We start from the raw sequence: 21,700 nt of genomic DNA on the forward strand, positions 1-21,700 counted from the left end.
AGGGCTGACCCGGATGCCTATCTGCCCAACCTGGCGGGTTCGCTGAACAATCTGTCGGTCCGGTTGGGTGAGCTGGGTCGGCGCGAGGAGGGGCTGGCGGCGATCGAGGAGGCTGTCGCGATCCGTCGCACCCTGGCGAGGGCTGACCCGGATGCCTATCTGCCCAACCTGGCGGGTTCGCTGAACAATCTGTCGGTCCGGTTGGGTGAGCTGGGTCGGCGCGAGGAGGGGCTTGCGGCGATCGAGGAGGCCACCGCTGCCTGCCGCACCCTCGCCGAGGTCAACCCGGACGCCTACCTGCCCGACCTGGCCATGTCCCTGAACAACCTGTCGAACCGGCTGGGAGAGTCAGGTCGGCGCGAGGAGGGGCTAGCCGCGATCGAGGAGGCCGCCGCCGTGTACCGCACCCTCGCGAGAGCCAACCCCGACGCCTACCTCCCCGACCTCGCCACGTCGCTGAACAACCTCTCGGGCCGGCTGGGCGCCCTCGGCCGGCGCGAGGAGGGCCTTGCGGCGATCGAGGAGGCCGCCGCCGTCTGCCGCACGCTCGCCGAGGTCAACCCGGACGCCTACCTGCCCGACCTGGCCATGTCCCTGAACAACCTGTCGAACCGGCTGGGCGCGCTGGGCCGGCGCAAGGAGGGGCTTGCGGCGATCGAGGAGGCCGCCGCCGTGTACCGCACCCTCGCGAGAGCCAACCCCGACGCCTACCTGCCCAACCTGGCCGCGTCCCTGAACAACCTGTCGAACCGGCTGGGTGAACTGGGCCGGCGCGAGGAGGGCCTGGCCGCCATCGAGGAGGCCGTCACCATCCGCCGCGCCCTGGTCAGGGCAAACCCCGTCGCCTACCTGCCCGGCCTCGCCACGTCCCTGAACAACCTCTCGGTGTGGATGGGTGAGCTGGGCCGGCGCGAGGAGGGGCTGGCCGCCATCGAGGAGGCCCTCACGATCCGCCGCGCCCTGGCCGAGGCCAACCCCGCCGCCTACCTGCCCGACCTCGCCATGTCCCTGAACAACCTGTCGAACCGCCTGCGCGCGCTCGGCCGCCACCACGAGGCGAAAGCGGCGGCGGCGCAAGTGACCGAGATCTGCTCGAAGGTCTGATCATCCGAGCTCGGACGCAGTCGCATCCTCCTCGTCGTGCTCGACCGGGGACTCTGCAAGGATCTCCAGCTTCCACTGCTCCCTGAAGGACTCGTCGCCGGTGGGCTCCAGGCAGGAGCGGAGCTGAACGCCGAAGCCCAACAGGTCCGCAGCCCGAATGTGCTCGATTGCCTCGTCAAGCGTGGACAGGTAGTGCGTGACCAGCGGTTCCGGTGCCGAAGACGTCTCATCAAGGTCAGACATGACGGCAAGGGTAGGGCCTCGGCACGGATCCCAGCCATCCCTCCGGAGGGCGACGGCTGTCCTCACCTGGGGAAACGAGACACCCTACGCTCCACGAACGACACACCGGATCCGGGACCGGCCCAGTCGGGGGACGGGTAGGGCATTCACCAGATGTCGAGCGGGTCTGTGCATCGATAGCCTCCGTTGGCGAAAGGTGCTGTGCCGCGCGGGCGCAGCCCTCAGACGGGGAGGACATCGATGACGGGGAAGCAGCTTCTTCCTGCTGCGGGACGCGCGTCTCGACTGCCGAGGGCCACACGGGGGCGGCTGGCCCGTGCGGCTGCCGCCGCCGTGGCCGTGACGGCGGCGTTGGCGACTGTGCCGGCAGCCGCGACCGCGGCACCGAGCCCCGCGCCGGCGGCGGCCGGCGTCCGCGCGGACTTCAACGGCGACGGATGGGCCGACCTGGCCGTCGGAGTGCCGTACGAGGATGTCGGCAGCGCCGGCAGCGCCGGCGCGGTCAACGTGATCTACGGCAGTGCGCTGGGCTTGAAGCGGAACGGAAACCAGCTCCTGCACGAGGGGCTGCTGGCCGGCGCGGCGGAGGCCAACGACCGCTTCGGCAGCGCGCTGGCCGCGGGCGACTTCAACGGCGACGGCCGCACCGACCTCGCCATCGGCGTGGCCGGCGAGAACGTCAGCGGCCACACCGAGGCCGGCGCGGTCAGCATCGTCTACGGCAGCGCGGCCGGCTTGAAGACCACCGGTGATCAACTCTGGGACCAGAGCCAGCTGTCCGGCGCGCTGGAGGCCGGAGACCGGTTCGGCAGCACCCTGGCCGCCGCGGACCTCAACGGCGACGGCCGCACCGACCTGGCCGTAGGCGTACAGGAGGACCTCGAAACCGCGGGCACGACGGCAGAGGCGGCGGGCGCGATCAACGTGATCTACGGCAGCGCGACCGGGCTGAGCGCCGCCGGCAACCAGCTCTGGCACCAGGGCAGGCTGGCCGGTGCGGTGGAAGCAGCCGACGGGTTCGGCGACGCGCTGGCCGCCGGAGACCTCAACGGTGACCGCCGCGCCGACCTTATCGTCGGAGTGCCCCAGGAAGACGTCGACGGCATCAACGAGGCAGGCGCGGTCAACGTGATCTACGGAAGCCCCACCGGGCTCGCCACCGCCGGCAACCAGCTGTGGACCCAGCGGGAACTGGCCGGCACGGCCGAGGCCGGAGACCGGTTCGGCGCCGCGGTCACCGCCGGCGACTTCAACGGCGACGGCTCCGCCGACCTCGTCGCCGGCGTGCAGTACGAGGATGTCGGCAGCACGAGCGACGCCGGCGCGGTCAACGTGATCTACGGCAGCAGCGCCGGGCTACGCGCGGCGGGCAACCAGCTCTGGGACCAGGACTCACTCCACGGCGCCGCGTTCGCCGCTAACCAGTTCGGCGCCGCGGTCGCCACCGGCGACTTCAACGCCGACGGCCGCGCCGACCTGGCCGTCGGGGTGCCGAACGAGTCCGTCTACGGATTCAACGCCGCCGGCGCGGTCAACGTGATCCACGGCAGCAGCGCCGGGCTCCTGGCGGGCGGCGACCAGGTCTGGCATCAGGGGTCCCTGTCCGGCAACCCGGAAGACTTCGACCAGTTCGGCGCCGCGGTCGCAACCGGCGACTTCAACGGCGATGGTCGCGCCGACCTGGCCGTCGGGGTGGACAGGGAAGATGTCGACGACAACGAAGATGTGGGCGTGGTCAACGCGGTGTACGGCAACGGATTCGGGCTCGCCCGTGACGGCAACCAGGTGTGGGACCAGAACGCACTGACCGGCGCGGGGGAACCGAACGACTCCTTCGGACACACCCTGGCCGCCGGATAGCACGGCTGTCCTCGCACTACCTGCACGGCAGGTCCGCCCCGACGCGGCGGACCCCGAGTGAGACCAGGCAGTGAACGACGACCGCCGCTGACCTTCGTTTGCTGAGGTCAGCGGCGGTTTGCTGTTCATCAATACGGAGGCGTGGGATTCGAATGCTCGGTCCAGTGGTCCTGCTGAATCCGTCTCATCTTGAGTCGTGCACCGTGCGCGCTCGCGGCCCGCAGGCCGGCATCGCGTGCCGCGTCGCGCCGCGGCAGGCGTGCGTATCCTTGCTGATAGCTGCAATCCCGGTGCTGCACAGACGGGCGACCGGGTGGCGGACACCGGGAGTTTCCGCCGCTTGCGCCCGTACCAGCTTGAGACGGGGTCCGTTCCTTGCGGGCCCCGTCTTCTGTGTGCGCGCCCGGCGCCTTCGGTCCGGCCTCCGGCGGGAGCGCTCGGGCTTCTGGGATGGCACGGGGGCAAGGGGGTATCGGGAGAGGGACACGCATGATCGACCCGCCCACGATCCGCCCACGACTGCTCGCGATGAGCCGGATTCAGCTGGACTCAATGAGAACGGCCCCGGAGCGCGTTTCCGCAGCTCACGGGGCCGTTCTGGGCGCTTGTGGCGGGTAGAGGATTCGAACCTCTGTAGCTTCGCGACGGACTTGCAGTCCGCTGAGCAGATGGCGACTGGGCTGGGTAAACGTCACCGTCGGCGTTGCTGTTGCCGCTGGGTTGCCGTCGCTTGGGGAAGCCGATCAGCGACGTACGAGAGACCGGGTGTCAAGCTCGAACCGGAACGGACGCTGGGAGGTCAGGCTCGCGCCGGCCTTCACGACGGTTTCCTCGACGTAGTGCTGGCCATCGAGGCGGTTGAGCCGCAGCGTCAGCGAATCCGGCGCCTCATGCTCGACTAGGAGATACCACCCGATGCCAGCGGCAGCGTAGAGCTGCATCTTGAGCACACGGTCCATGGCGGCGTTGCTCGGCGAAACGATCTCACCGATCAGAAGGACCCCGGAAGCGTCTGCCGTGACGGCCTCCTCGTCCAGGTCCACCACGGCCAGGTCGGGAATGACGATGCGGCCGGTGTGCAGCCGGACGTTGATCGCCTCGTACACGAAGAGCCCGGCCGGGGAGGCGCCTTCCTCCAGCGCGTTCGCCAGGCGGCGGGAAAGGCGCTGATGGCTCATGTTGGGCGCGGGGCTCACCACCAGGCTCCCATCGATCAGCTCGATCCGGTTCGTCGTCTCGCCGAGAGCAAAGTACTCGTCTTCAGTCCATGGACCGACGTGGTCAACCACTCCCACGCTCATCGACGACGTCACCCCCAACGGCTCACGAGAATCTGCCCACCACCCCACGGTACGGCACCGTAGGCGGCAGGGCGTCCCTGGAAGCGGTACCCCGGCGGGGCAGGAGGAGATCGACCCCCGCCGGCTGAGCGCTGGAGGGGCCGTCTGTACTGAGCGAGGCGGGTAGAGGATTCGAACCTCTGCAGCTTTCGCGACGGATTACAGTCCACGTCGTGCAAGCCGCCCGAGCTGCCAAAACGCTATAGCCAGGCAACCCTGGGGGACGCATGGGGGAGCCAGCGGGAGCAGCAGCTGCCGTCACCCCTGTCTCGGCCGGGTGCCGACCTAGCACGAGATGTGCACCAGCGGCGGCCACTGCCGCTGAACGCGCCTCGGCCGTCTCGCACCGAGACGGTGGCCGCGTTGGCGAGGAAGGACACGAAGCACCAACAGAACGGCAGAATCCACCAGTCGTGCCACGGCATTTCGAACGCGACGACAATGGTGAGCCCAGTGGCAGCGAGGGCGTCGAAGACGAAGTTCCCAAGCTCGTCGTCCTTGTCGCGAACACCACCCACAAGACGAACTTGATGACGAGGACCACGAACTTGATGACACGGATCGCCAAGTGCTGCTGCGGCGGCGGAGGGGCGCTGGCGCGGCCGTCCCGTGCCGGGTGTTCCACCGTCGGCAGCCGCTGCGGCGGCGGTTGGGCGCCGGTGAGGCGCCCAGCACGGCTGGCCCATACAGGGTGATCCGGCGGCGGCAGCGGCGGCGGATTGATGCAGGGGCGCACACGATGGGCTTGCCTGCCATGCGCGTCAGTGATCGCACGCTGTGCAGCCAGGCGTTGGTGCCCTCATCGCCGCGCTCCCGACCCCGTTTTCAGGCTCATGTCGGTCTTCCAACTCATCTTGGTGCTCGACGCTTTCCCATCGAGATCGACGCGAGCGGGTTTAGCTAACGGGCCTGGACACTTTCCGCGGTGTCACGGCCTACTCAATGAACGGCTCGGTGGCGCTCATCCTGGCTTCTTCAAGAGGTTGTGGCGTCGCCGTCGGCTGGGCGGTCCGACGACGGTGGGCTGGCGCGGGGGGTTCCTGCCCCGCAGGTCGCCGAGTGGGCCGGGCACAGCGTGCACGTTCTGATGAAGGTCTACGCGAAGTGCGTCGACGGCCGGCAGGAGCTGCTAAGAGGCGGATCGAGGATGCGCTGAAGGTCGAGGATGAGGCGCCCGACCCCACGGAAGGATCTTGACCAGACTTTGCCGCGCATTTGCCGTGACGAGTGAGATCACGTCGTCCTGGGTGAGATCCAGTGGGACCGACGAAGAAGGCCCCTTACCGGCGTTCGCGCTGGTGAGGGGCCTTTCTGCCTGTTGGTGGCGGGTAGAGGATTCGAACCTCTGTAGCTTTCGCGACGGATTTACAGTCCGCTCCCATTGGCCGCTCGGGCAACCCGCCTGGGCATGCCGCCGCAGTCGCCCGCAGCAGCGAACAACAGGATAGCCATACCGCCGACCGGATTCACAACCGGGTACGGTCGGCATGTCGGGGGGCTGTCGCGGCCTTCCGTGGACATCGATACGTGGCCCACCAGCAGGAGTCTGATCATGGCAGCCAGTCCGTCGTTCGACATCGTCAGCAAGGTCGACGGCCAGGAGGTGGACAACGCCTTCCACCAGGCGGAAAAGGAGCTCGGCACCCGGTTCGACTTCCGGGGGACCGGGACGACCATCGCGAAGTCGGGGGAGAACGGCGTCACCATCACCTCCGAGACCGAGGAGAGGGCCGTCGCCGCGCTCGACGTCTACAAGGAGAAGTTGGTCAAGCGGAACATCTCGTTGAAGTCGCTCGAGGCTGGGGATCCCCGGCAGTCCGGCAAGACCTACAAGATTGACTGCAAGGTGCTCGAGGGCATCGAGGCCGACAAGGCCAAGGCGATCAGCAAGAAGATCCGCGACGAGGGTCCGAAGGGCGTGCAGGCGCAGATCCAGGGGGACCAGCTGCGGGTCACCGGCAAGAAGCGTGACGACCTGCAGGCCGTCATCGCCCTGCTCAAGGCCGAGGATTTCGGCGTCGCCCTGCAGTTCACGAACTACCGGTAAGGCGGCGGCCGGCGGCGCAGACTGAGGGCCATGACCCTTGGTACCTCCACGCTGCTGATCGGCGGCGCGATCGGTCTGCTCCTGGCGGGCTTCGGGGCGGCGATGCTGGCGACGGGCAAGGCGCCGGCCAGCACGTTGCGCAACTTCCCGGGGGTGCGTTCCGCCGCCCTGTACCACCTGCTCTTCGGGCTGGCGATGCTCCTGATGGTGCTGGGCCAGGCCCTGCTGACCGGTACGGCGTCGCTGGTGACCAGCGTGCTGGCCGTGGCGCTGGTCTGCGTCGCGATCGTGCGTTACCGGCCGCGGCGTGGAAGCCCGGAGGACGACAAGTAGGTCTGTGGACGAGTAGGCGGAGGAGCGGCACGTGATCGATCCGGTGGTCGGCCCGGCGTGGGTGAGGGAGCAGGGCGATCGGGTCGTTATCGCGGACGTCCGCTGGTATCTGGACGGGCGGTCCGGGCGCGCCGCGTACGAGTCGGGGCATCTGCCGGGTGCGGTGTTCGTCGATCTGGACCGCTGGTTGGCCCGGCACGGCTCGCCGGCCGACGGCCGGCATCCGCTGCCGGATCCCGAGGTCTTCGCGCAGGGCATGGCCGCGGTCGGCATCGGCGACGATGACATCGTGATCGGGTACGACGATGCCGGCGGTGTGATGGCGGCACGACTCGTCTGGATGCTGCGCGCCACCGGTCACGAGGCTGCACTCCTCGACGGCGGGCTCACCGCGTACGAGGGTGAGCTGGTCCGTGGTGGGCCGGAGCGGCCTCCGGCGGTCTTCACCGCGCGGCCTTGGCCGGCCGACCGGCTGGCCGGCATCGACGATGCGGTCGATGGCTCGTCCGTGGTGCTCGACGCCCGTGACCGGGCCCGGTTCCGGGGTGACACCGAGCCGGTCGATCCGCGGGCGGGTCACATCCCGGGTGCGCGGAGCCTGCCGTGCCGGGAGAATCTCGCCGACGACGGGCGTTTCCTGGCGGTGCCGGCGCTGCGGGAGCGCTTCGCGTCCGCGGGCGTGACCGCCGGCGCGGATGTCGTCTCCTACTGCGGCTCGGGCGTCACGGCCTGCCATAACCTGCTGGCCCTCGAGCATGCGGGCCTCGGCGTCGGCCGTCTCTACCCCGGTTCGTGGTCGCAGTACAGCGCAACGGACCGCCCGGCGGCGACCGGCGACTAGTCGGGGGTGCCCGCGAGGCCGTGGGCGGCGGACGCCTCGTCGGGGTCGAGGCCCTCGTACCCGGTGAGATCGTGCTGCCGGGCCTGCTCCTCGATCCAGCGGTTGTGCGCCTCCCAGGCGGCCTGCTTGCTGGTGCCCAGCGCCGCGCCGATCTGGTTCCAGGAGGCGCCGGCGGCGCGGGCCGCGCGGACCATGGGCTGCCTTCCGTAGCCCGCCTTGCGGATGACGACCTCGCTGAGCGCCAGCAGTTCGAGGGTCTCCGCACGGGTGAGGGGCTCCTCGCCGCCGTCCTCGGTCATCGCGGCGAGGGCCTCCCGCATCCTCAGCTCGTCGTAACGCGTTGTGGCGGTAGAGAGCGTGTGCTGTTGCTCCAGTTCGTCGGGAGTCGTCATGTCTCGCAGTCTTTCGTCAGGTTGCCTTGACGTCAAGCTGCCCTGACTAGGTCATGCGAATTGGGTTCACTTCTCCCGCTAAATCGCCCTCAAAGCCGTCAATTTTGCTGCCCGCAATTGCATGAACACCTCAGCCGTTCAGTCAAGATTTCGGGATGTGCGGGTTCCACCGGCCATTCGACGCTGTCTGACGTACTCAGCGTGTGGCACCATCATGGAACCCACCCGACTGACACCTTGAGTACAGGAGTCATAGATGTCCGCAAAGAGGCTCGGCCGCTTCACTGCCGGCTTGTGCGTGGCGCTCGGACTGGCCCTCAGTGGCCTCGTCGGTGGGAGCAGTGCGGCCGCCGCGACCCCCGCAACGTCCGTCAGCGCGATCGCGGCCCAGTACGAGTACGACTGGAGCTGAGGGCGGGCCGCGGCGCGGCCCCACAGCACCTCGTTTGGAGCACACCGAGCGGTAGGGGCGTTGGATGGCAGGGCGTCAGTCCCCACCGCGACGATCGCCTGAATACGTTTGGCTCATCACCGGGACTCTGACGATCATCACGATCGTCTTCGGTGTGGTTCTCGCGCTTCGCGATCCGACCTGGTCCCACCATCTGCTTGCCGGCGTGCTCGCATTGCCGTTCTTCGTTCTGCTCGGAACGGGTTCGAGATACATACAGATCGGGCGGCACGGCACTTCGCTCGGCCTGATCGAGATCGCCTTGGTCCTCGGCTTCTATTTCATGCCCTCGGTCCTTGTCGTCGCGGTCAGCGCCTTGGCGGTCGCGATCCGCGAGCTCCGCCGTCGCTCCGCGCCCGACAGGTTCGCGTTCAACGTCGCCAAGGCGGGCGCCGCCACGGCCATCGCCGGCATCGTCCTGGAGATGCTGCCGCCCATCGAGGGCAGCGGGCCGGCGACCTGGGCGGTCCTCTGCGTCGCCGTCACCCTCACCACCGTGGTGACCCTCTTCGCGGTGGCGGCCGTGATGGCAACCGTGCAGGGCGTGCCGGCCGGGCTGGAGATGCTCCGGGTGGCCTGGCCGGGCCTGATCGCCGCCGAGCTCTGCATCGTCATCGGCCTCGTCTTCATCGTCGCGCTCGAGGCGACCTGGTGGTCCGCCTTCCTGCTGTTCGTGCTGGCCGGCGTGCTCACGCTGGCGTACCGCTCCTACTCGGACTTCCTGCGACAGCACCACACCCTGGCCGAGCTCTACGAGCTGGCCAACGCGGTCGTCGAGTCCAGCCAGGACGTGACGCTGATCGACTCGCTGCTGGTGCGCGCGCGGTCGTTGATGCAGGCCGAGTACGCGACGTTCCGGATGCCGCCCACCGGACGCCATCCGGAGGTGCTGCTCACCTCCAAGGTCGAGGCGGGCGGCCTGCTCGACATCAGCCGGACACCGGCGGAGATCACCCAGCGGGCGACCGCCGAGCGGCGCAGCGTCGCGGTCGGATCCAAGCTGGCGACCGACCGGGACCTGCTGCCGGGTCTCAAAGCCGCCGGGGCCAAGGACTGCATCGTCGTGCCGCTGCGCTCCGGGCAGGCCGTGATCGGCACGCTCGAGGTGATCAACCGGCTCGGCGACTTCAAGCACTTCACCACGACCGACGTGCAGGTGGTCGAGACGATCGCCGCGCACGCGGCCGCGGCGGTGGAGAATTCCCGCCTGGTCGAGCGGCTGCGCTACGACGCCTACCACGACCGGCTCACCTCGCTGCCGAACCGGCGGCGGATCACCGACGCGCTCACCGAGTCCGTCAAGATCCGTACCCCCGGGGAGGTGGTCGCGGTGATCCTCTTCGACGTCGACGGGCTGCGGGACGTCAACGAGTCCATGGGCCACGACGCGGGCGACAAGCTCCTCAGCGAGGTCGCCGGCCGGCTGCGCAAGATCGCCGGGCCTGGCGCGCTGGTCGGCCGGATCGGCGGCGACGAGTTCGTCGTGACGCTGCGTGCGGAGAGCACCGAGGAGACCGTCCGGCTCGCCACCGAGATGCGCGAGCAGCTGCGCGGTCCGATGGCCGTCGGCACGCTCACCCTGGATGTGGACACCGCCGCCGGGGTGGCCGTGCAGCCCGACCACGGCGACGACCCGGACGCCCTGCTGCGCCGGGCCGAGCTCGCCGCCAACGCGGCCAAGGCGCTGCCGTACGGCGTGCAGCTCTTCCACCCGGCGCTGGAGTCGCGGGCCGTGCGCCGCCTCGGCCTCGCCGCCGACCTGCGCCGCGCCCTGGACTCGGGCGAGCTCGAGGTCCACTTCCAGCCGAAGGTGACCATCCAGGACCGGCACCTGGTCGGCGTCGAGTGCCTGGCGCGCTGGCAGCACCCCGCGCACGGCGAGGTGTCCCCGGAGGACTTCGTCGCCGTCGCCGAGCACACCGGTCAGCTGCACCGCCTCACCGAGGTGGTGCTGACCGCGGGCCTGCGGCACTGCCGGGAGTGGGCGGACGCCGGACGGCCGCTCTCCATCGCCGTGAACCTGTCCGCGCGGACGCTGCTGGACCCGCGCTTCCCCGACCAGGTGCACGGGCTCCTCAAGCAGTACCGGGTGGCGGCGGGCCAGGTCACCTTCGAGATCTCGGAGCCGAGCATGCTCGGCGAGATCGAACGCGCCCTGCCGACCCTCTACCGGCTGCGCGACCTCGGCGTGCGGCTGTCGGTCGACGACTTCGGCACCGGCGCGTCCTCGCTGTCGTACCTGCGGCAGCTCCCGGTGCACGAGGTGAAGATCGACGACAGTTTCGTGCAGGGGATGGCGACCGATTCGGGTGACCTCGCCATCGTGCGCGCGGTGATCGGGCTGTCCCGTGAGTTCGGCCTCACCGTGGTCGCCGAGGGCGTCGAGAGCGAGCTGACCTTCGACCTGCTGGCCGAGCTCGGCTGCGAGATCGGCCAGGGCTACTTCTTCAGCCGGCCGCTGCCGGTCGAGCGGCTGAACACCTGGCTCAGCGCGCAGACGGAGCCCGAGGAGACCCCGACGGGCGAGGTGCGCCGGCTGCGCGCGGTCGGCTGACACAACGCGCTGACCTGCCCTTTCGCCGGGCCAGGGAGGCGATTTCACCTCGGGTGCCCGGCCGTGTAAGCTTCTGTCTGCGCATCACGCGAGAGATCGCGCGCGCCCCCTTAGCTCAGTCGGCAGAGCGTCTCCATGGTAAGGAGAAGGTCTACGGTTCGATTCCGTAAGGGGGCTCCACCCGGGTTCGTGACCGAGAGCCTGGCGCGGCGGTGTAGCTCAGATGGCAGAGCAAGCGGCTCATAATCGCTGTGTCGCCGGTTCAAGTCCGGCCACCGCTACTCATCCGGGACCCGTCCCGGATGCCGTACGACCCGGGCATCTGTCCAGGTTTTTGCATGTCAGCGCGGCTAGCGTCTACGCTGGTATGTCGTATGTGAATCCCGTTAGCAGGAAGGCACCCCGCCGTGGCCAAGGCGACCGACGTCCGTCCCAAGATCACCTTGGCGTGTACGGAGTGCAAGGAGCGGAACTACATCACCCGCAAGAACCGCCGTAACGACCCGGACCGCATCGAGCTCAAGAAGTTCTGCCCCCGGGACGGCAAGCACACGCTGCACCGCGAGACCCGCTGACGACATACCGAAAAAGCAAGGCCCGCTGCGGCGACCGGTTTCCGGTCGCCGCAGAGTATTTTCAAGCAATGCCTCTGGACCAGTCGTTCGCCGGCCGCAGCTGGCCGCCCACCGCGCCCTATCTCGTGGGCCGCGAGAAGATCCGTGAGTTCGCCACCGCGATCGGCGCCACGGATGCCGAGTACCACGACCCGGAGGCCGCCCGCGCCATCGGATACGCCGACGTCGTGGCGCCTCCCACGTTCCCGGTCGTGATCACCATGACCGCCAGCAGCAGTCAGATCGTCGCCGACCCCGAGCTCGGGCTGGACTACAGCCGGGTGGTGCACGGCGACCAGCGGTTCGCCTACACCCGACCGGTGGTCGCCGGCGACTCGCTGGTCTGCGTGAACACGGTCGAGGAGATCACCTCGCGGGGCGGGCACGACTTCCTGACGACCCGCACCGACGTCACCACCGAGGCCGGCGAGGCCGTCGTCACGGTCTGGTCCAAGCTTGTACAGCGCGGGGAGGAATGATCATGGCCGAGACACTGCCCACCCAGACGTTCACCGTCACCCGGGCCGACCTGATCCGCTACTGCGGCGCCTCCGGCGACTTCAACACGATCCACTGGAGCGAGCGGATCGCGAACAGCGTCGGCCTGCCCGGCGTGATCGCACACGGGATGTACACGATGGCCCTGGCCGGCCGCGCGGTCTCCGCCTGGGCCGGTGCGCCGGACGCCGTGGTCGAGTTCGGCGTGCGGTTCTCCCGCCCGGTCCCGGTGCCGGACACCGACGAGGGCACTGAGGTCGTGGTGACCGGTGTGGTCAAGGAGGTCACCGACGACGGCCTCACCAAGCTCGAACTGACCGCGACCTGCAACGGCGAGAAGGTCCTGTCACTCGCGAGGGCGACCATCCGTAAGAGGTAGGCCCGGGTTGGGAAAGCGGCGGACCTACCCGTACACTGGTCCGCCGTGGGGTAGTGAACCCTGCCTTTCGCGCTGCGACGGGCAGGAGCGCCCCACAAAGGGGTGTAGCTCAATTGGCAGAGCAGCGGTCTCCAAAACCGCAGGCTGCAGGTTCAAGTCCTGTCACCCCTGCGCACCGATCGGCCCAGTATCCGGACCGGCCAAACGGCCGGTCCGCCCGGCGGCGGGCGGCCGGCTTGACCGAGCGCCGCATACAGCGCCGATGCGACACCCCTATCGACGACGGAAGAGGGCGGAAGTGGCCGAGAGGAAGCGACCCGGTGACGACGCTGCAGGCGACCGCCCCGAGGACGAGGCGTTCACCGACGGTGACGTCCAGGACGACGACGTCGATGCAGCCGACGAGCCGGTGACCAGCGGCGGCGACAAGGCCGACCGCGAAGCCGACTCGGGCGGTTCGAAGACGACGAAGACGACCCGCCGCGGTGGCAACCGCATCGGCGGTTTCTTCCGCGAGGTCGTCAGCGAGCTGCGTAAGGTCATCTGGCCGACCCGCAAGGAACTGCTGACCTACACGAGCGTGGTGGTCGTGTTCGTCACCGTGGTGACGACGATCGTGGTGACGCTCGACTTCGCGTTCGGCAAGGCCGTTCTGGCGACGTTCGGCAACTGAAGCTGATAGCTACGGAAGTGAGCAAGCGTGCCTGAGTACGACGACGAGACCGCCCCGACCGCCGACGAGCAGTCCACGGTCGCGACGGCGGATGACGCCGAGTCGGTAGAGGCCGCCAGCGCAGAGCCCGTCGCCGAGGCGGAGGCCCCCGAGGCTGACGACAACTACGACCCGGTCGCCGAGCTGCGGCAGAAGCTGCGCTACGCACCGGGCGACTGGTACGTGGTGCACTCGTACGCCGGCTACGAGAACAAGGTCAAGACCAACCTCGAGACCCGGATCACCAGCCTCGACATGGAGGACTTCATCTTCCAGGTCGAGGTGCCGACCCGCGAAGAGGTCGAGGTCAAGAACGGCAAGCGCCTCCAGGTGCAGAACAAGGTCTTCCCCGGCTACATCCTGGTCCGGATGGACCTCAGCCCCGAGTCGTACTCGTGCGTGCGCAACACGCCGGGTGTCACGGGCTTCGTGGGCGCCACGGACCGGGTCGACCGCCCGGCGCCGCTGTCGCTCGACGAGGTGCTGAAGTGGCTGGCCCCGGCCGTCGAGGCCGAGGAGAAGAAGGCGAAGCCCGAGATTCGCGTGCTGGACTTCGAGGTCGGCGACTCCGTCACCGTCACCGACGGTGCCTTCGCGTCGCTGCCGGCGTCGATCAGTGAGATCAACGCCGACCAGCAGAAGCTCAAGGTGCTGGTCTCCATCTTCGGCCGCGAGACTCCGGTTGAGCTCAACTTCAACCAGGTCGCCAAGATCTAAAGACGTACGTCGTGGGAGGGGCGCGAACGGCGCGCCCCGCCATCTACCACAGGAGTAAGAGAGAAATGCAGCGCAGCAAGGCTTACCGCAAGGCCGCCGAGCAGATCGACGTCGCGAAGCTCTACGAGCCCGCCGAGGCCGTGAAGCTGGCCAAGGACACCAGCCCCACCAAGTTCGACGCCACCGTCGAGGTCGCGATGCGGCTCGGCGTCGACCCCCGCAAGGCCGACCAGATGGTCCGCGGCGTGGTCAACCTGCCGCACGGCACCGGCAAGACGGCCCGCGTGATCGTCTTCGCGCAGGGCGCCAAGGCCGAGGAGGCCGCCGCGGCCGGCGCCGACGAGGTCGGCACGGACGAGCTCGTCGCCCGCATCCAGGGTGGCTGGCTCGACTTCGACGCCGCGATCGCCACCCCGGACCAGATGGCCAAGATCGGCCGGATCGCCCGGATCCTCGGCCCCCGCGGCCTCATGCCGAACCCGAAGACGGGCACCGTCACCATGGACGTGACCAAGGCCGTCTCGGACATCAAGGGCGGCAAGATCACCTTCCGGGTGGACAAGCACTCCAACCTGCACCTGATCATCGGCAAGGCCTCGTTCAGCGAGGACCAGCTGGTGGAGAACTACGCCGCCGTGCTCGACGAGGTCCTGCGGGCCAAGCCGTCGGCCGCCAAGGGCAAGTACCTGAAGAAGGTCACCGTCAGCACCACGATGGGCCCCGGCGTGCAGATCGACCCGAACATGGTGAAGAACCTGCGCGGCGAGAAGTCCGACAACTGATCGTCAGCCACACGTAGGAAGCCCCCGGGGTACACCCCGGGGGCTTCTTCTGTGCGAGGCTTCCGCCGTGCGATTCGACGACGTCTGGTTCCGGTACGCGCGCCGCGCGGGCTGGACGCTGCGGACGGTGGACGCCACCGTCGAGCCCGGCGCCACGGTGGTCGTGCTGGGCCGCAACAGCGCCGGCAAGTCCACCCTGTTGCAGCTGGCCGCCGGCGTGCTGCGCCCGGTGCACGGGGCGGTCCGGGGGCGCCCGCCGGTCGTCGGCTGGGTCCCGGAGCGTTTCCCGGCCGATCAGCCGTTCACGACGGAGCAGTATCTGACCCGCATGGCCGCCCTGCGCGGCCTGCGCGGCGGCGCCGCAACCGACCGCTGGATCGAGCGCCTCGGCCTCGGCGAGCACCGTTACACCCGCCTGGCCGACCTCTCCAAGGGCACCGCACAGAAGGTCGGCCTCGCACAGGCGCTGCTCGTCACCCCGGGCCTGCTGGTGCTCGACGAGCCGTGGGAGGGCCTCGACTCGGCGGCCCGCACGCTGATACCGCAGGTCGTCGGCGAGGTCACCGCCGCCGGCGGCGCGGTGCTGGTCAGCGACCACCGCGGCGAGATCGCCGGCCTGCCGCACGCGATCCGCTGGACGGTCGCCGACGGCACGGTGACGCCGGCGGGGGACGAGCCGCGGGAGGAACCCGACGAGGTGGTCGTCGAGGTCGCCGTCCGCCGGACGGACGCCGACCACACGATGGCCCGGCTGCGTGCCGACGGTCACCGCGTCCTCGGCGTACGCGCGGAGCGGGCACGGTGAACGCGCTCGTCCTGATGCGCCTCGCGGGGTTCGTACGCAGCGGGCGTGCCCTGGCGCCGGTGATCGCCGCCCTGGTGGTCCTCGCGGTCGTGCACGGCGGTGGGCAGTCCGCGGCCGCCCCGGCGTACGGCTACTCCGCCGTGATGCTCTTCCCGGTGCTCGCCTGGCAGGCCAAGCTGGTGCTGGACGCGGAGCCGGACGTGCAGCGCCGGCTGGCCCGGCTGACGGTCGGGCCCCGCCGGGAGGCGTGCGCCGGGCTGCTGGCCGCCGCGGTACTCGGAGCGGTCTTCTGCGCCGTCGCCATGCTGGTGCCCTGGTGGCCGTTCCACGCGGTCCGCGGTCCGCTCCCGGGCTCCGCCGAGCCGTCGACGGCGGCCGGCATCGCGCTCGGGGTGCTGGCGCATCTGCTGGCGCTGCCCGCCGCGGTGGCGCTGGGCGCGCTGGCCAGCCGCGCGGTGACGCGTACCGTCCGTAACGGGATCACGGTGCTGGTCGTCGGCGCGGTCCTGGTGATCGTCCTCGGCCTCGGCGGCTCGTTCGCGCCGTGGCTGGTTCCCCCGGTGATGGCCACCGCCCGGGCGCTGGCGGCCGACTCCTCGCCGTCCGCCTTCGCGTTGTGGCTGCTCAGCGGCTGGGCGCTGGCGTGGTGCGCGGTGGCGCTCGCCGGGTACGCCCGGCTGCGCAAGAGCCGCTCCTGACGCCGATTTGGCTTCGGGTGTTCGGCCGCGTATTCTTCCTCTTTGAAGTTCCACCCATAGACCGCTGGTCGCCGCACCCTCACGGGTCGCGGACGAAGGCCTCGCAACTTGCGGGCGGCCCGCGCAGGGGAGAACGGTTCGTGATCACGCCGACGCCGCAAGGTGTCCGTGTCCCGCCCCGTGCGTCCTGCGCCGGGGCGTTTCTCATGTTCGGGCCTGTCAGACGACCGGCGGCCCAGCACTGAGAGAGGAGGGACATGGCGGACAAGCCGGTCCGGGCCGACAAGGCCTCTGCCGTCGCCGAGCTCACGGACAACTTCCGTAACTCGACGGCCACCCTGTTGACCGAGTATCGCGGCCTCACGGTCTCGGAGATCACCGAGCTGCGGCGCTCGCTCGGCAACGAGACCAAGTACTCCGTGTCGAAGAACACGCTCGCCAAGCGGGCTGCGACCGACGCGGGCATCGAGGGCCTCGACGCGCTGTTCACCGGTCCTACCGCGCTCGCCTTCGTGGGCGGGGACCCGGTCGAGGCGGCCAAGGGCCTTCGTGCCTTCGCCAAGGCCCACCCTGTCCTGGTCATCAAGGGCGGCGTCTTCGAGGGCAAGGCCGTCTCGGCCGAAGAGGTCAGCAAGATCGCCGACCTCGAGTCCCGCGAGGTGCTGCTGGCGAAGCTCGCCGGCGCCATGAAGGGCAACCTGACCAAGGCGGCGGCGACGTTCCAGGCCCCGCTCGCCAAGGTTGCTCGCCTGGCCGCGGCTCTGCAGGACAAGCGCGCACAGGACGGTTCCGCCGAGGCCTGATCGGGCCACGAGCGGAGTTTGACTTTCAATCCACAGGAACAACGAAAGGTTGCCAGACATGGCGAAGCTCAGCACCGACGAGCTGCTCGGCGCGTTCAAGGAAATGACCCTCATCGAGCTCTCCGAGTTCGTGAAGCAGTTCGAGGAGGTCTTCGAGGTCACGGCCGCCGCGCCGGTGGCCGTCGCGGCCGCCGGTGGCGCTGCGGCCCCCGCCGAGGCCGAGGCCGAGAAGGACTCGTTCGACGTCGTCCTCGAGGGTGACGGTGGCAAGAAGATCCAGGTCATCAAGGTCGTGCGTGAGCTGACCGGCCTGGGCCTCAAGGAGGCCAAGGACGCCGTCGAGGCCGCCCCCAAGGCGATCCTCGAGGGTGTCAACAAGGAGAAGGCCGAGGCCGCCAAGGCCAAGCTCGAGGGCGAAGGCGCGAAAGTCACGCTTAAGTGATCTAAGGCTTCGTGTGTCGGGGGTGACGGTCCGTGTGGACCGTCGCCCCCGTTTCCGTTTCGATGGAATCAGCAGGTCAGGGGCGGTTTCACCGGCCGTCTGAAGGTCGACGGACAAAAGCCGCCATCGCCCGCTTTTCGTCCGCTAAAGTCGCTTTGGCGCGCCCGCCGGGCGACGGCGCAGGACCGACCCGCGGCGCAGCCCTTGACTGTGTGTCCCGTGACAGGCACGCTGACATCAGCAAGTTTCCGCGCTTGCGACAGCCGCCCTGCGGGTACACCCGATTCTTCGGGTCCTCGCAGATCGGCACCCGAGGGAGAGTAGCCGCGTTCCGAGCGGCCCCGCACGAGGCACTGACCGTGGAGGCGCAGGTCAGAGGCCGCGGGGATGCGTTCCGCAGGCACCCTCTGGTGTGGGCTGGACAGCGGTTAGCCGAGCGGCTACACTGCTAGTTTGCGCTGCCTTCTGTCTTGAGCCCTGCAGGAATATCCATTCGGATGATTTCCTGGGGGTTCATTGGAGTGCACGCAGACAAGTGACGCAGACAGTTGCATCAGCAGCTCAGCCGCATCAGCAGCACCGGTCCTCGGAAGGACGCATCTTGGCAGCTTCCCGCCCTGCGAAGACCAGTCGTACGTCGAGCGCTTACGCTCCCCGCCGTATCTCGTTCGGCAGGATCACCGAGCAACTTGAGGTCCCAAACCTCCTCGCCCTCCAGACGGAGTCCTTCGACTGGTTGGTCGGGAACGAGGCTTGGCAAGCGCGCTCGACGGACGATCCGCACGCCCACTCGGGCCTCGCAGAGATCCTCGAAGAGATCAGTCCCATTGAGGACTTTTCCGGCACCATGTCGCTGTCCTTCTCAGCGCCGCGCTTCGACGAGGTCAAGGCCTCGATCGAGGAGTGCAAGGAGAAGGACCTGACCTACTGCGCACCGCTGTTCGTGACCGCGGAGTTCACCAACAACACCACTGGCGAGATCAAGAGCCAGACGGTGTTCATGGGTGACTTCCCGATGATGACCCCCAAGGGGACGTTCGTCATCAACGGCACTGAGCGCGTCGTGGTGAGTCAGCTCGTCCGTTCGCCGGGCGTGTACTTCACGAAGGAGCCGGACAAGACCTCCGACCGCGACCTTTCCAGCGTCAAGGTCATCCCGAGCCGGGGTGCCTGGCTCGAGTTCGATATCGACAAGCGTGACACCGTCGGTGTCCGCATCGACCGCAAGCGCCGGCAGGCCGTCACCGTCCTGCTCAAGGCGATCGGTTGGTCGGCGGATCAGATCCGGGAGCGGTTCGGCTGGTCCGAGCTGCTCATGACGACGCTCGAGAAGGACCACATCGCCGGGCAGGACGAGGCCCTGCTCGACATCTACCGCAAGCTCCGCCCTGGCGAGCCGCCGACGCGGGAGAACGCGCAGACCCTGCTCGACAACCTCTTCTTCAACCCGAAGAGGTACGACGTCGCCAAGGTCGGCCGTTACAAGTTCAACAAGAAGCTCGACATCGACGTCCCGATCGTCCGGGGCACGTTGACCGAGGAAGACATCGTCAAGACCGTGGACTACCTCTGCCGGCTGCACGCCGGTGAGGAGGGCTACGAGGCCGACGACATCGACCACTTCGGCAACCGTCGCCTGCGCACTGTCGGCGAGCTCATCCAGAACCAGGTGCGCGTCGGCCTGTCCCGGATGGAGCGCGTCGTCCGTGAGCGCATGACGACCCAGGACGTCGAGGCGATCACGCCGCAGACCCTGATCAACATCCGCCCCGTGGTGGCCGCGATCAAGGAGTTCTTCGGTACGTCGCAGCTGTCGCAGTTCATGGACCAGACCAACCCGCTGGCGGGCCTGACCCACCGGCGGCGGCTGAGCGCGCTCGGCCCCGGCGGCCTGTCCCGTGAGCGGGCCGGCTTCGAGGTCCGTGACGTGCACACGTCCCACTATGGCCGGATGTGCCCGATCGAGACGCCGGAAGGCCCGAACATCGGCCTGATCGGTGCCCTTTCGACGTTCGCCCGGGTCAACCCGTTCGGGTTCATCGAGACGCCGTACCGGCGGGTGGAGAACGGCCGGGTCACCGACCAGGTCGACTACCTGACGGCCGACGAAGAGGACCGGTTCGTCAAGGCACAGGCCAACGCGCCGCTCAAGAGCGACGGCACGTACGCCGAGGACCGCGTTCTCGTCCGCCGTAAGGGCGGCGAGATCGACTACGTCCCCGGCGAGCAGGTCGACTACATGGACGTCTCGCCGCGGCAGATGACCTCGGTCGCGACGGCGATGATCCCGTTCCTCGAGCACGACGACGCGAACCGCGCCCTCATGGGCGCCAACATGCAGCGTCAGGCGGTTCCGCTGGTCAAGGCCGAGGCCCCGCTGGTCGGTACGGGCATGGAATACCGTGCCGCGGTCGACGCCGGCGACGTGGTCGTGGCCGAGGTCGGCGGCCTGGTCGAGGACCTGTGCGCCGACTACGTGACGGTGCACCAGGACGACGGCCACCGCCGGACCTACCTGCTGCACAAGTTCCGTCGCAGCAACGCCGGCTCCTGCGTCAACCAGAAGCCCGTCGTCTTCGAGGGCGACCGGGTCGAGGCAGGCCAGGTCATCGCCGACGGTCCGTGCACCGACGAGGGGGAGATGGCCCTCGGCCGGAACCTGCTCGTCGCGTTCATGTGCTGGGAAGGCCACAACTACGAGGACGCGATCATCCTGTCGCAGCGCCTCGTGCAGCAGGACGTCCTCACCTCGATCCACATCGAGGAGCACGAGGTCGACGCCCGCGACACCAAGCTCGGCCCGGAAGAGATCACCCGCGACATCCCCAACGTCAGCGAGGAAATGCTCGCCGACCTGGACGAGCGCGGCATCATCCGGATCGGTGCCGAGGTCGTGCCCGGCGACATCCTGGTCGGCAAGGTGACGCCCAAGGGCGAGACCGAGCTGACCCCCGAGGAGCGGCTGCTGCGCGCGATCTTCGGCGAGAAGGCCCGGGAGGTCCGGGACACCTCGCTGAAGGTGCCGCACGGCGAGACCGGCACGGTCATCGGCGTACGCACCTTCTCGCGCGAGGACGGCGACGAGCTGCCCCCGGGCGTGAACGAGCTGGTACGGGTCTACGTCGCGCAGAAGCGCAAGATCCAGGACGGCGACAAGCTCGCCGGCCGGCACGGCAACAAGGGCGTCATCTCGAAGATCCTGCCCATCGAGGACATGCCGTTCCTCGAGGACGGGACGCCGGTCGACATCGTGCTCAACCCGCTCGGTGTGCCCTCGCGTATGAACATCGGCCAGGTCCTGGAGACCCACCTCGGGTGGATCGCCAAGACGGGCTGGGAGGTCGAGGGCGACGACGCCGACTGGAAGCGGCAGCTGCGGGCCATCGAGGCGCACGAGTCTCCGAAGGACAGCAACGTCGCGACGCCAGTCTTCGACGGCGCCCGCGAGGAGGAGATCAAGGGCCTCCTCGAGTCGACGGTGGTCAACCGTGACGGTAAGCGGTTGGTCAACGGCGACGGCAAGGCGCAGCTCTTCGACGGTCGCTCCGGTGAACCGCTGCCGGACCCGATCTCGGTCGGCTACGTCTACATCCTGAAGCTGAACCACCTGGTCGACGACAAGATCCACGCTCGCTCGACCGGCCCGTACTCGATGATCACGCAGCAGCCGCTGGGTGGTAAGGCGCAGTTCGGTGGCCAGCGGTTCGGCGAGATGGAGTGTTGGGCGATGCAGGCCTACGGTGCGGCTTACGCACTGCAGGAACTGCTCACCATCAAGTCCGACGACGTCCTGGGCCGCGTGAAGGTCTACGAGGCCATCGTCAAGGGCGAGAACATCCCGGAGCCGGGAATCCCCGAGTCGTTCAAGGTGCTGCTCAAGGAGCTGCAGTCGCTGTGCCTGAATGTCGAGGTGCTCTCCAGCGACGGCGTGGCCCTGGAAATGCGTGAGACCGACGACGAGGTCTTCCGGGCCGCGGAAGAACTCGGCATCGACCTGTCGCGGCGTCCCAACGAGGGCGTCAGCAGCGTCGAAGAGATCTGACGGAAGCGTCCCCGGTGATCTGAGATCGCCGGGGACGCCCCCG

The 21,700-nt window shown here is 68.8% G+C and carries 21 protein-coding genes, 4 tRNA genes and 1 pseudogene; 22 read left to right on the plus strand and 4 right to left on the minus strand.

Features of this window, described 5'->3' with window-relative positions:
• On the plus strand, positions 1-1,104 hold a 1,104-nt coding region (locus AB0B58_RS24600; protein WP_360227824.1), incomplete at its 5' end, for a tetratricopeptide repeat protein.
• Here AB0B58_RS24600 and AB0B58_RS24605 read toward each other — a convergent pair.
• The gene (locus AB0B58_RS24605; RefSeq protein ID WP_360227827.1) at positions 1,105-1,347 is read right to left on the minus strand and encodes a hypothetical protein; all 243 of its coding nucleotides are present in this window, start codon (positions 1,345-1,347) and stop codon (positions 1,105-1,107) included. It abuts the gene before it with no gap.
• A gap of 360 nt (positions 1,348-1,707) precedes the next feature.
• Here AB0B58_RS24605 and AB0B58_RS24610 point away from each other — a divergent pair, with 360 nt between their 5' ends.
• Entirely contained in the window at positions 1,708-3,207 is a 1,500-nt protein-coding gene (locus AB0B58_RS24610) for a hypothetical protein (protein WP_360227830.1), read from the plus strand.
• Between the two features lie 743 nt (positions 3,208-3,950).
• On the opposite strand, the gene AB0B58_RS24615 is transcribed toward AB0B58_RS24610, so the two are convergent.
• On the minus strand, positions 3,951-4,508 hold the full coding sequence (locus AB0B58_RS24615) for a Uma2 family endonuclease (RefSeq protein ID WP_360227833.1): 558 nt from the start codon (positions 4,506-4,508) through the stop codon (positions 3,951-3,953).
• A 1,072-nt stretch (positions 4,509-5,580) separates the two neighbouring features.
• Between AB0B58_RS24615 and AB0B58_RS24620 the strand changes: the two are divergent.
• Positions 5,581-5,744: pseudogene (locus AB0B58_RS24620) on the plus strand (integrase); the annotation flags it as partial.
• A gap of 122 nt (positions 5,745-5,866) precedes the next feature.
• Here the strand turns inward: AB0B58_RS24620 and AB0B58_RS24625 are convergent.
• Positions 5,867-5,950 (minus strand) — tRNA-Tyr (locus tag AB0B58_RS24625).
• 149 nt (positions 5,951-6,099) lie between these two features.
• On the opposite strand from AB0B58_RS24625, the gene AB0B58_RS24630 reads away from it, so the two are divergent.
• Genes AB0B58_RS24630 through AB0B58_RS24640 form a run of 3 tightly spaced genes read left to right on the plus strand, consistent with a single transcriptional unit; the run spans position 6,100 to position 7,768 of the window.
• Positions 6,100-6,594 carry a YajQ family cyclic di-GMP-binding protein gene (locus AB0B58_RS24630; RefSeq protein WP_360227835.1) on the plus strand — a complete coding sequence of 165 codons (495 nt, stop codon included), beginning with the start codon at positions 6,100-6,102 and terminating at the stop codon, positions 6,592-6,594.
• Between the two features lie 30 nt (positions 6,595-6,624).
• Positions 6,625-6,927: a hypothetical protein gene (locus tag AB0B58_RS24635; RefSeq protein ID WP_360227838.1), complete on the plus strand. Its 303-nt coding sequence runs from the start codon at positions 6,625-6,627 to the stop codon at positions 6,925-6,927.
• A 31-nt stretch (positions 6,928-6,958) separates the two neighbouring features.
• Positions 6,959-7,768: a sulfurtransferase gene (locus AB0B58_RS24640; protein ID WP_360227841.1), complete on the plus strand. Its 810-nt coding sequence runs from the start codon at positions 6,959-6,961 to the stop codon at positions 7,766-7,768.
• On the opposite strand, the gene AB0B58_RS24645 is transcribed toward AB0B58_RS24640, so the two are convergent.
• Positions 7,765-8,160: a hypothetical protein gene (locus AB0B58_RS24645; RefSeq protein ID WP_360227844.1), complete on the minus strand. Its 396-nt coding sequence runs from the start codon at positions 8,158-8,160 to the stop codon at positions 7,765-7,767. The two genes, AB0B58_RS24640 and AB0B58_RS24645, sit on opposite strands and share 4 nt — an antisense overlap.
• Before the next feature lie 256 nt (positions 8,161-8,416).
• Between AB0B58_RS24645 and AB0B58_RS24650 the strand changes: the two genes are divergently transcribed.
• The 16 genes from AB0B58_RS24650 (at position 8,417) to AB0B58_RS24725 (ending at position 21,657) form a co-directional block, all read left to right on the plus strand.
• Positions 8,417-8,572 carry a hypothetical protein gene (locus AB0B58_RS24650; RefSeq protein ID WP_360227847.1) on the plus strand — a complete coding sequence of 52 codons (156 nt, stop codon included), beginning with the start codon at positions 8,417-8,419 and terminating at the stop codon, positions 8,570-8,572.
• Positions 8,573-8,636: 64 nt separating this feature from the next.
• Complete coding sequence (locus AB0B58_RS24655; protein WP_360227850.1) at positions 8,637-11,165, plus strand: sensor domain-containing phosphodiesterase; 2,529 nt, start codon at positions 8,637-8,639, stop codon at positions 11,163-11,165.
• Between the two features lie 104 nt (positions 11,166-11,269).
• Positions 11,270-11,345 (plus strand) — tRNA-Thr (locus AB0B58_RS24660).
• 28 nt (positions 11,346-11,373) lie between these two features.
• Positions 11,374-11,446 (plus strand) — tRNA-Met (locus AB0B58_RS24665).
• A gap of 126 nt (positions 11,447-11,572) precedes the next feature.
• A complete protein-coding gene (rpmG, locus tag AB0B58_RS24670) occupies positions 11,573-11,740 on the plus strand; it encodes a 50S ribosomal protein L33 (protein WP_067495822.1) in 168 nt (55 codons plus the stop codon).
• 68 nt (positions 11,741-11,808) lie between these two features.
• Positions 11,809-12,258, plus strand: a complete 450-nt coding sequence (locus AB0B58_RS24675) for a MaoC family dehydratase N-terminal domain-containing protein (RefSeq protein ID WP_360227854.1) — start codon at positions 11,809-11,811, stop codon at positions 12,256-12,258.
• A 2-nt stretch (positions 12,259-12,260) separates the two neighbouring features.
• Positions 12,261-12,656 carry a MaoC/PaaZ C-terminal domain-containing protein gene (locus AB0B58_RS24680; RefSeq protein ID WP_360227857.1) on the plus strand — a complete coding sequence of 132 codons (396 nt, stop codon included), beginning with the start codon at positions 12,261-12,263 and terminating at the stop codon, positions 12,654-12,656.
• A 98-nt stretch (positions 12,657-12,754) separates the two neighbouring features.
• A tRNA-Trp gene (locus AB0B58_RS24685) sits at positions 12,755-12,827 on the plus strand.
• Between the two features lie 127 nt (positions 12,828-12,954).
• The gene (gene secE, locus AB0B58_RS24690) at positions 12,955-13,329 is read left to right on the plus strand and encodes a preprotein translocase subunit SecE (protein WP_360227860.1); all 375 of its coding nucleotides are present in this window, start codon (positions 12,955-12,957) and stop codon (positions 13,327-13,329) included.
• A 27-nt stretch (positions 13,330-13,356) separates the two neighbouring features.
• Complete coding sequence (nusG, locus tag AB0B58_RS24695; RefSeq protein ID WP_360227863.1) at positions 13,357-14,085, plus strand: transcription termination/antitermination protein NusG; 729 nt, start codon at positions 13,357-13,359, stop codon at positions 14,083-14,085.
• Between the two features lie 65 nt (positions 14,086-14,150).
• Positions 14,151-14,867, plus strand: coding sequence for a 50S ribosomal protein L1 (gene rplA, locus AB0B58_RS24700; RefSeq protein WP_360227866.1), 717 nt, complete (start codon positions 14,151-14,153; stop codon positions 14,865-14,867).
• 67 nt (positions 14,868-14,934) lie between these two features.
• Positions 14,935-15,672: an ATP-binding cassette domain-containing protein gene (locus AB0B58_RS24705; protein WP_360227869.1), complete on the plus strand. Its 738-nt coding sequence runs from the start codon at positions 14,935-14,937 to the stop codon at positions 15,670-15,672.
• On the plus strand, positions 15,669-16,370 hold the full coding sequence (locus AB0B58_RS24710) for a hypothetical protein (RefSeq protein WP_360227872.1): 702 nt from the start codon (positions 15,669-15,671) through the stop codon (positions 16,368-16,370). The genes AB0B58_RS24705 and AB0B58_RS24710 overlap by 4 nt, the downstream gene beginning before the upstream one ends.
• A gap of 257 nt (positions 16,371-16,627) precedes the next feature.
• Positions 16,628-17,173 carry a 50S ribosomal protein L10 gene (gene rplJ, locus AB0B58_RS24715; RefSeq protein WP_360227875.1) on the plus strand — a complete coding sequence of 182 codons (546 nt, stop codon included), beginning with the start codon at positions 16,628-16,630 and terminating at the stop codon, positions 17,171-17,173.
• A 58-nt stretch (positions 17,174-17,231) separates the two neighbouring features.
• The gene (gene rplL, locus AB0B58_RS24720; RefSeq protein ID WP_360227878.1) at positions 17,232-17,615 is read left to right on the plus strand and encodes a 50S ribosomal protein L7/L12; all 384 of its coding nucleotides are present in this window, start codon (positions 17,232-17,234) and stop codon (positions 17,613-17,615) included.
• 601 nt (positions 17,616-18,216) lie between these two features.
• Positions 18,217-21,657 (plus strand): DNA-directed RNA polymerase subunit beta, encoded by a 3,441-nt coding sequence (locus tag AB0B58_RS24725; RefSeq protein ID WP_360227881.1) that lies wholly within the window; start codon positions 18,217-18,219, stop codon positions 21,655-21,657.
• The last annotated feature ends 43 nt before the right edge of the window (positions 21,658-21,700 follow it).

Source organism: Actinoplanes sp. NPDC049118, from assembly GCF_040648555.1.
In the GTDB taxonomy this organism is placed as follows: Bacteria; Actinomycetota; Actinomycetes; order Mycobacteriales; family Micromonosporaceae; genus Actinoplanes.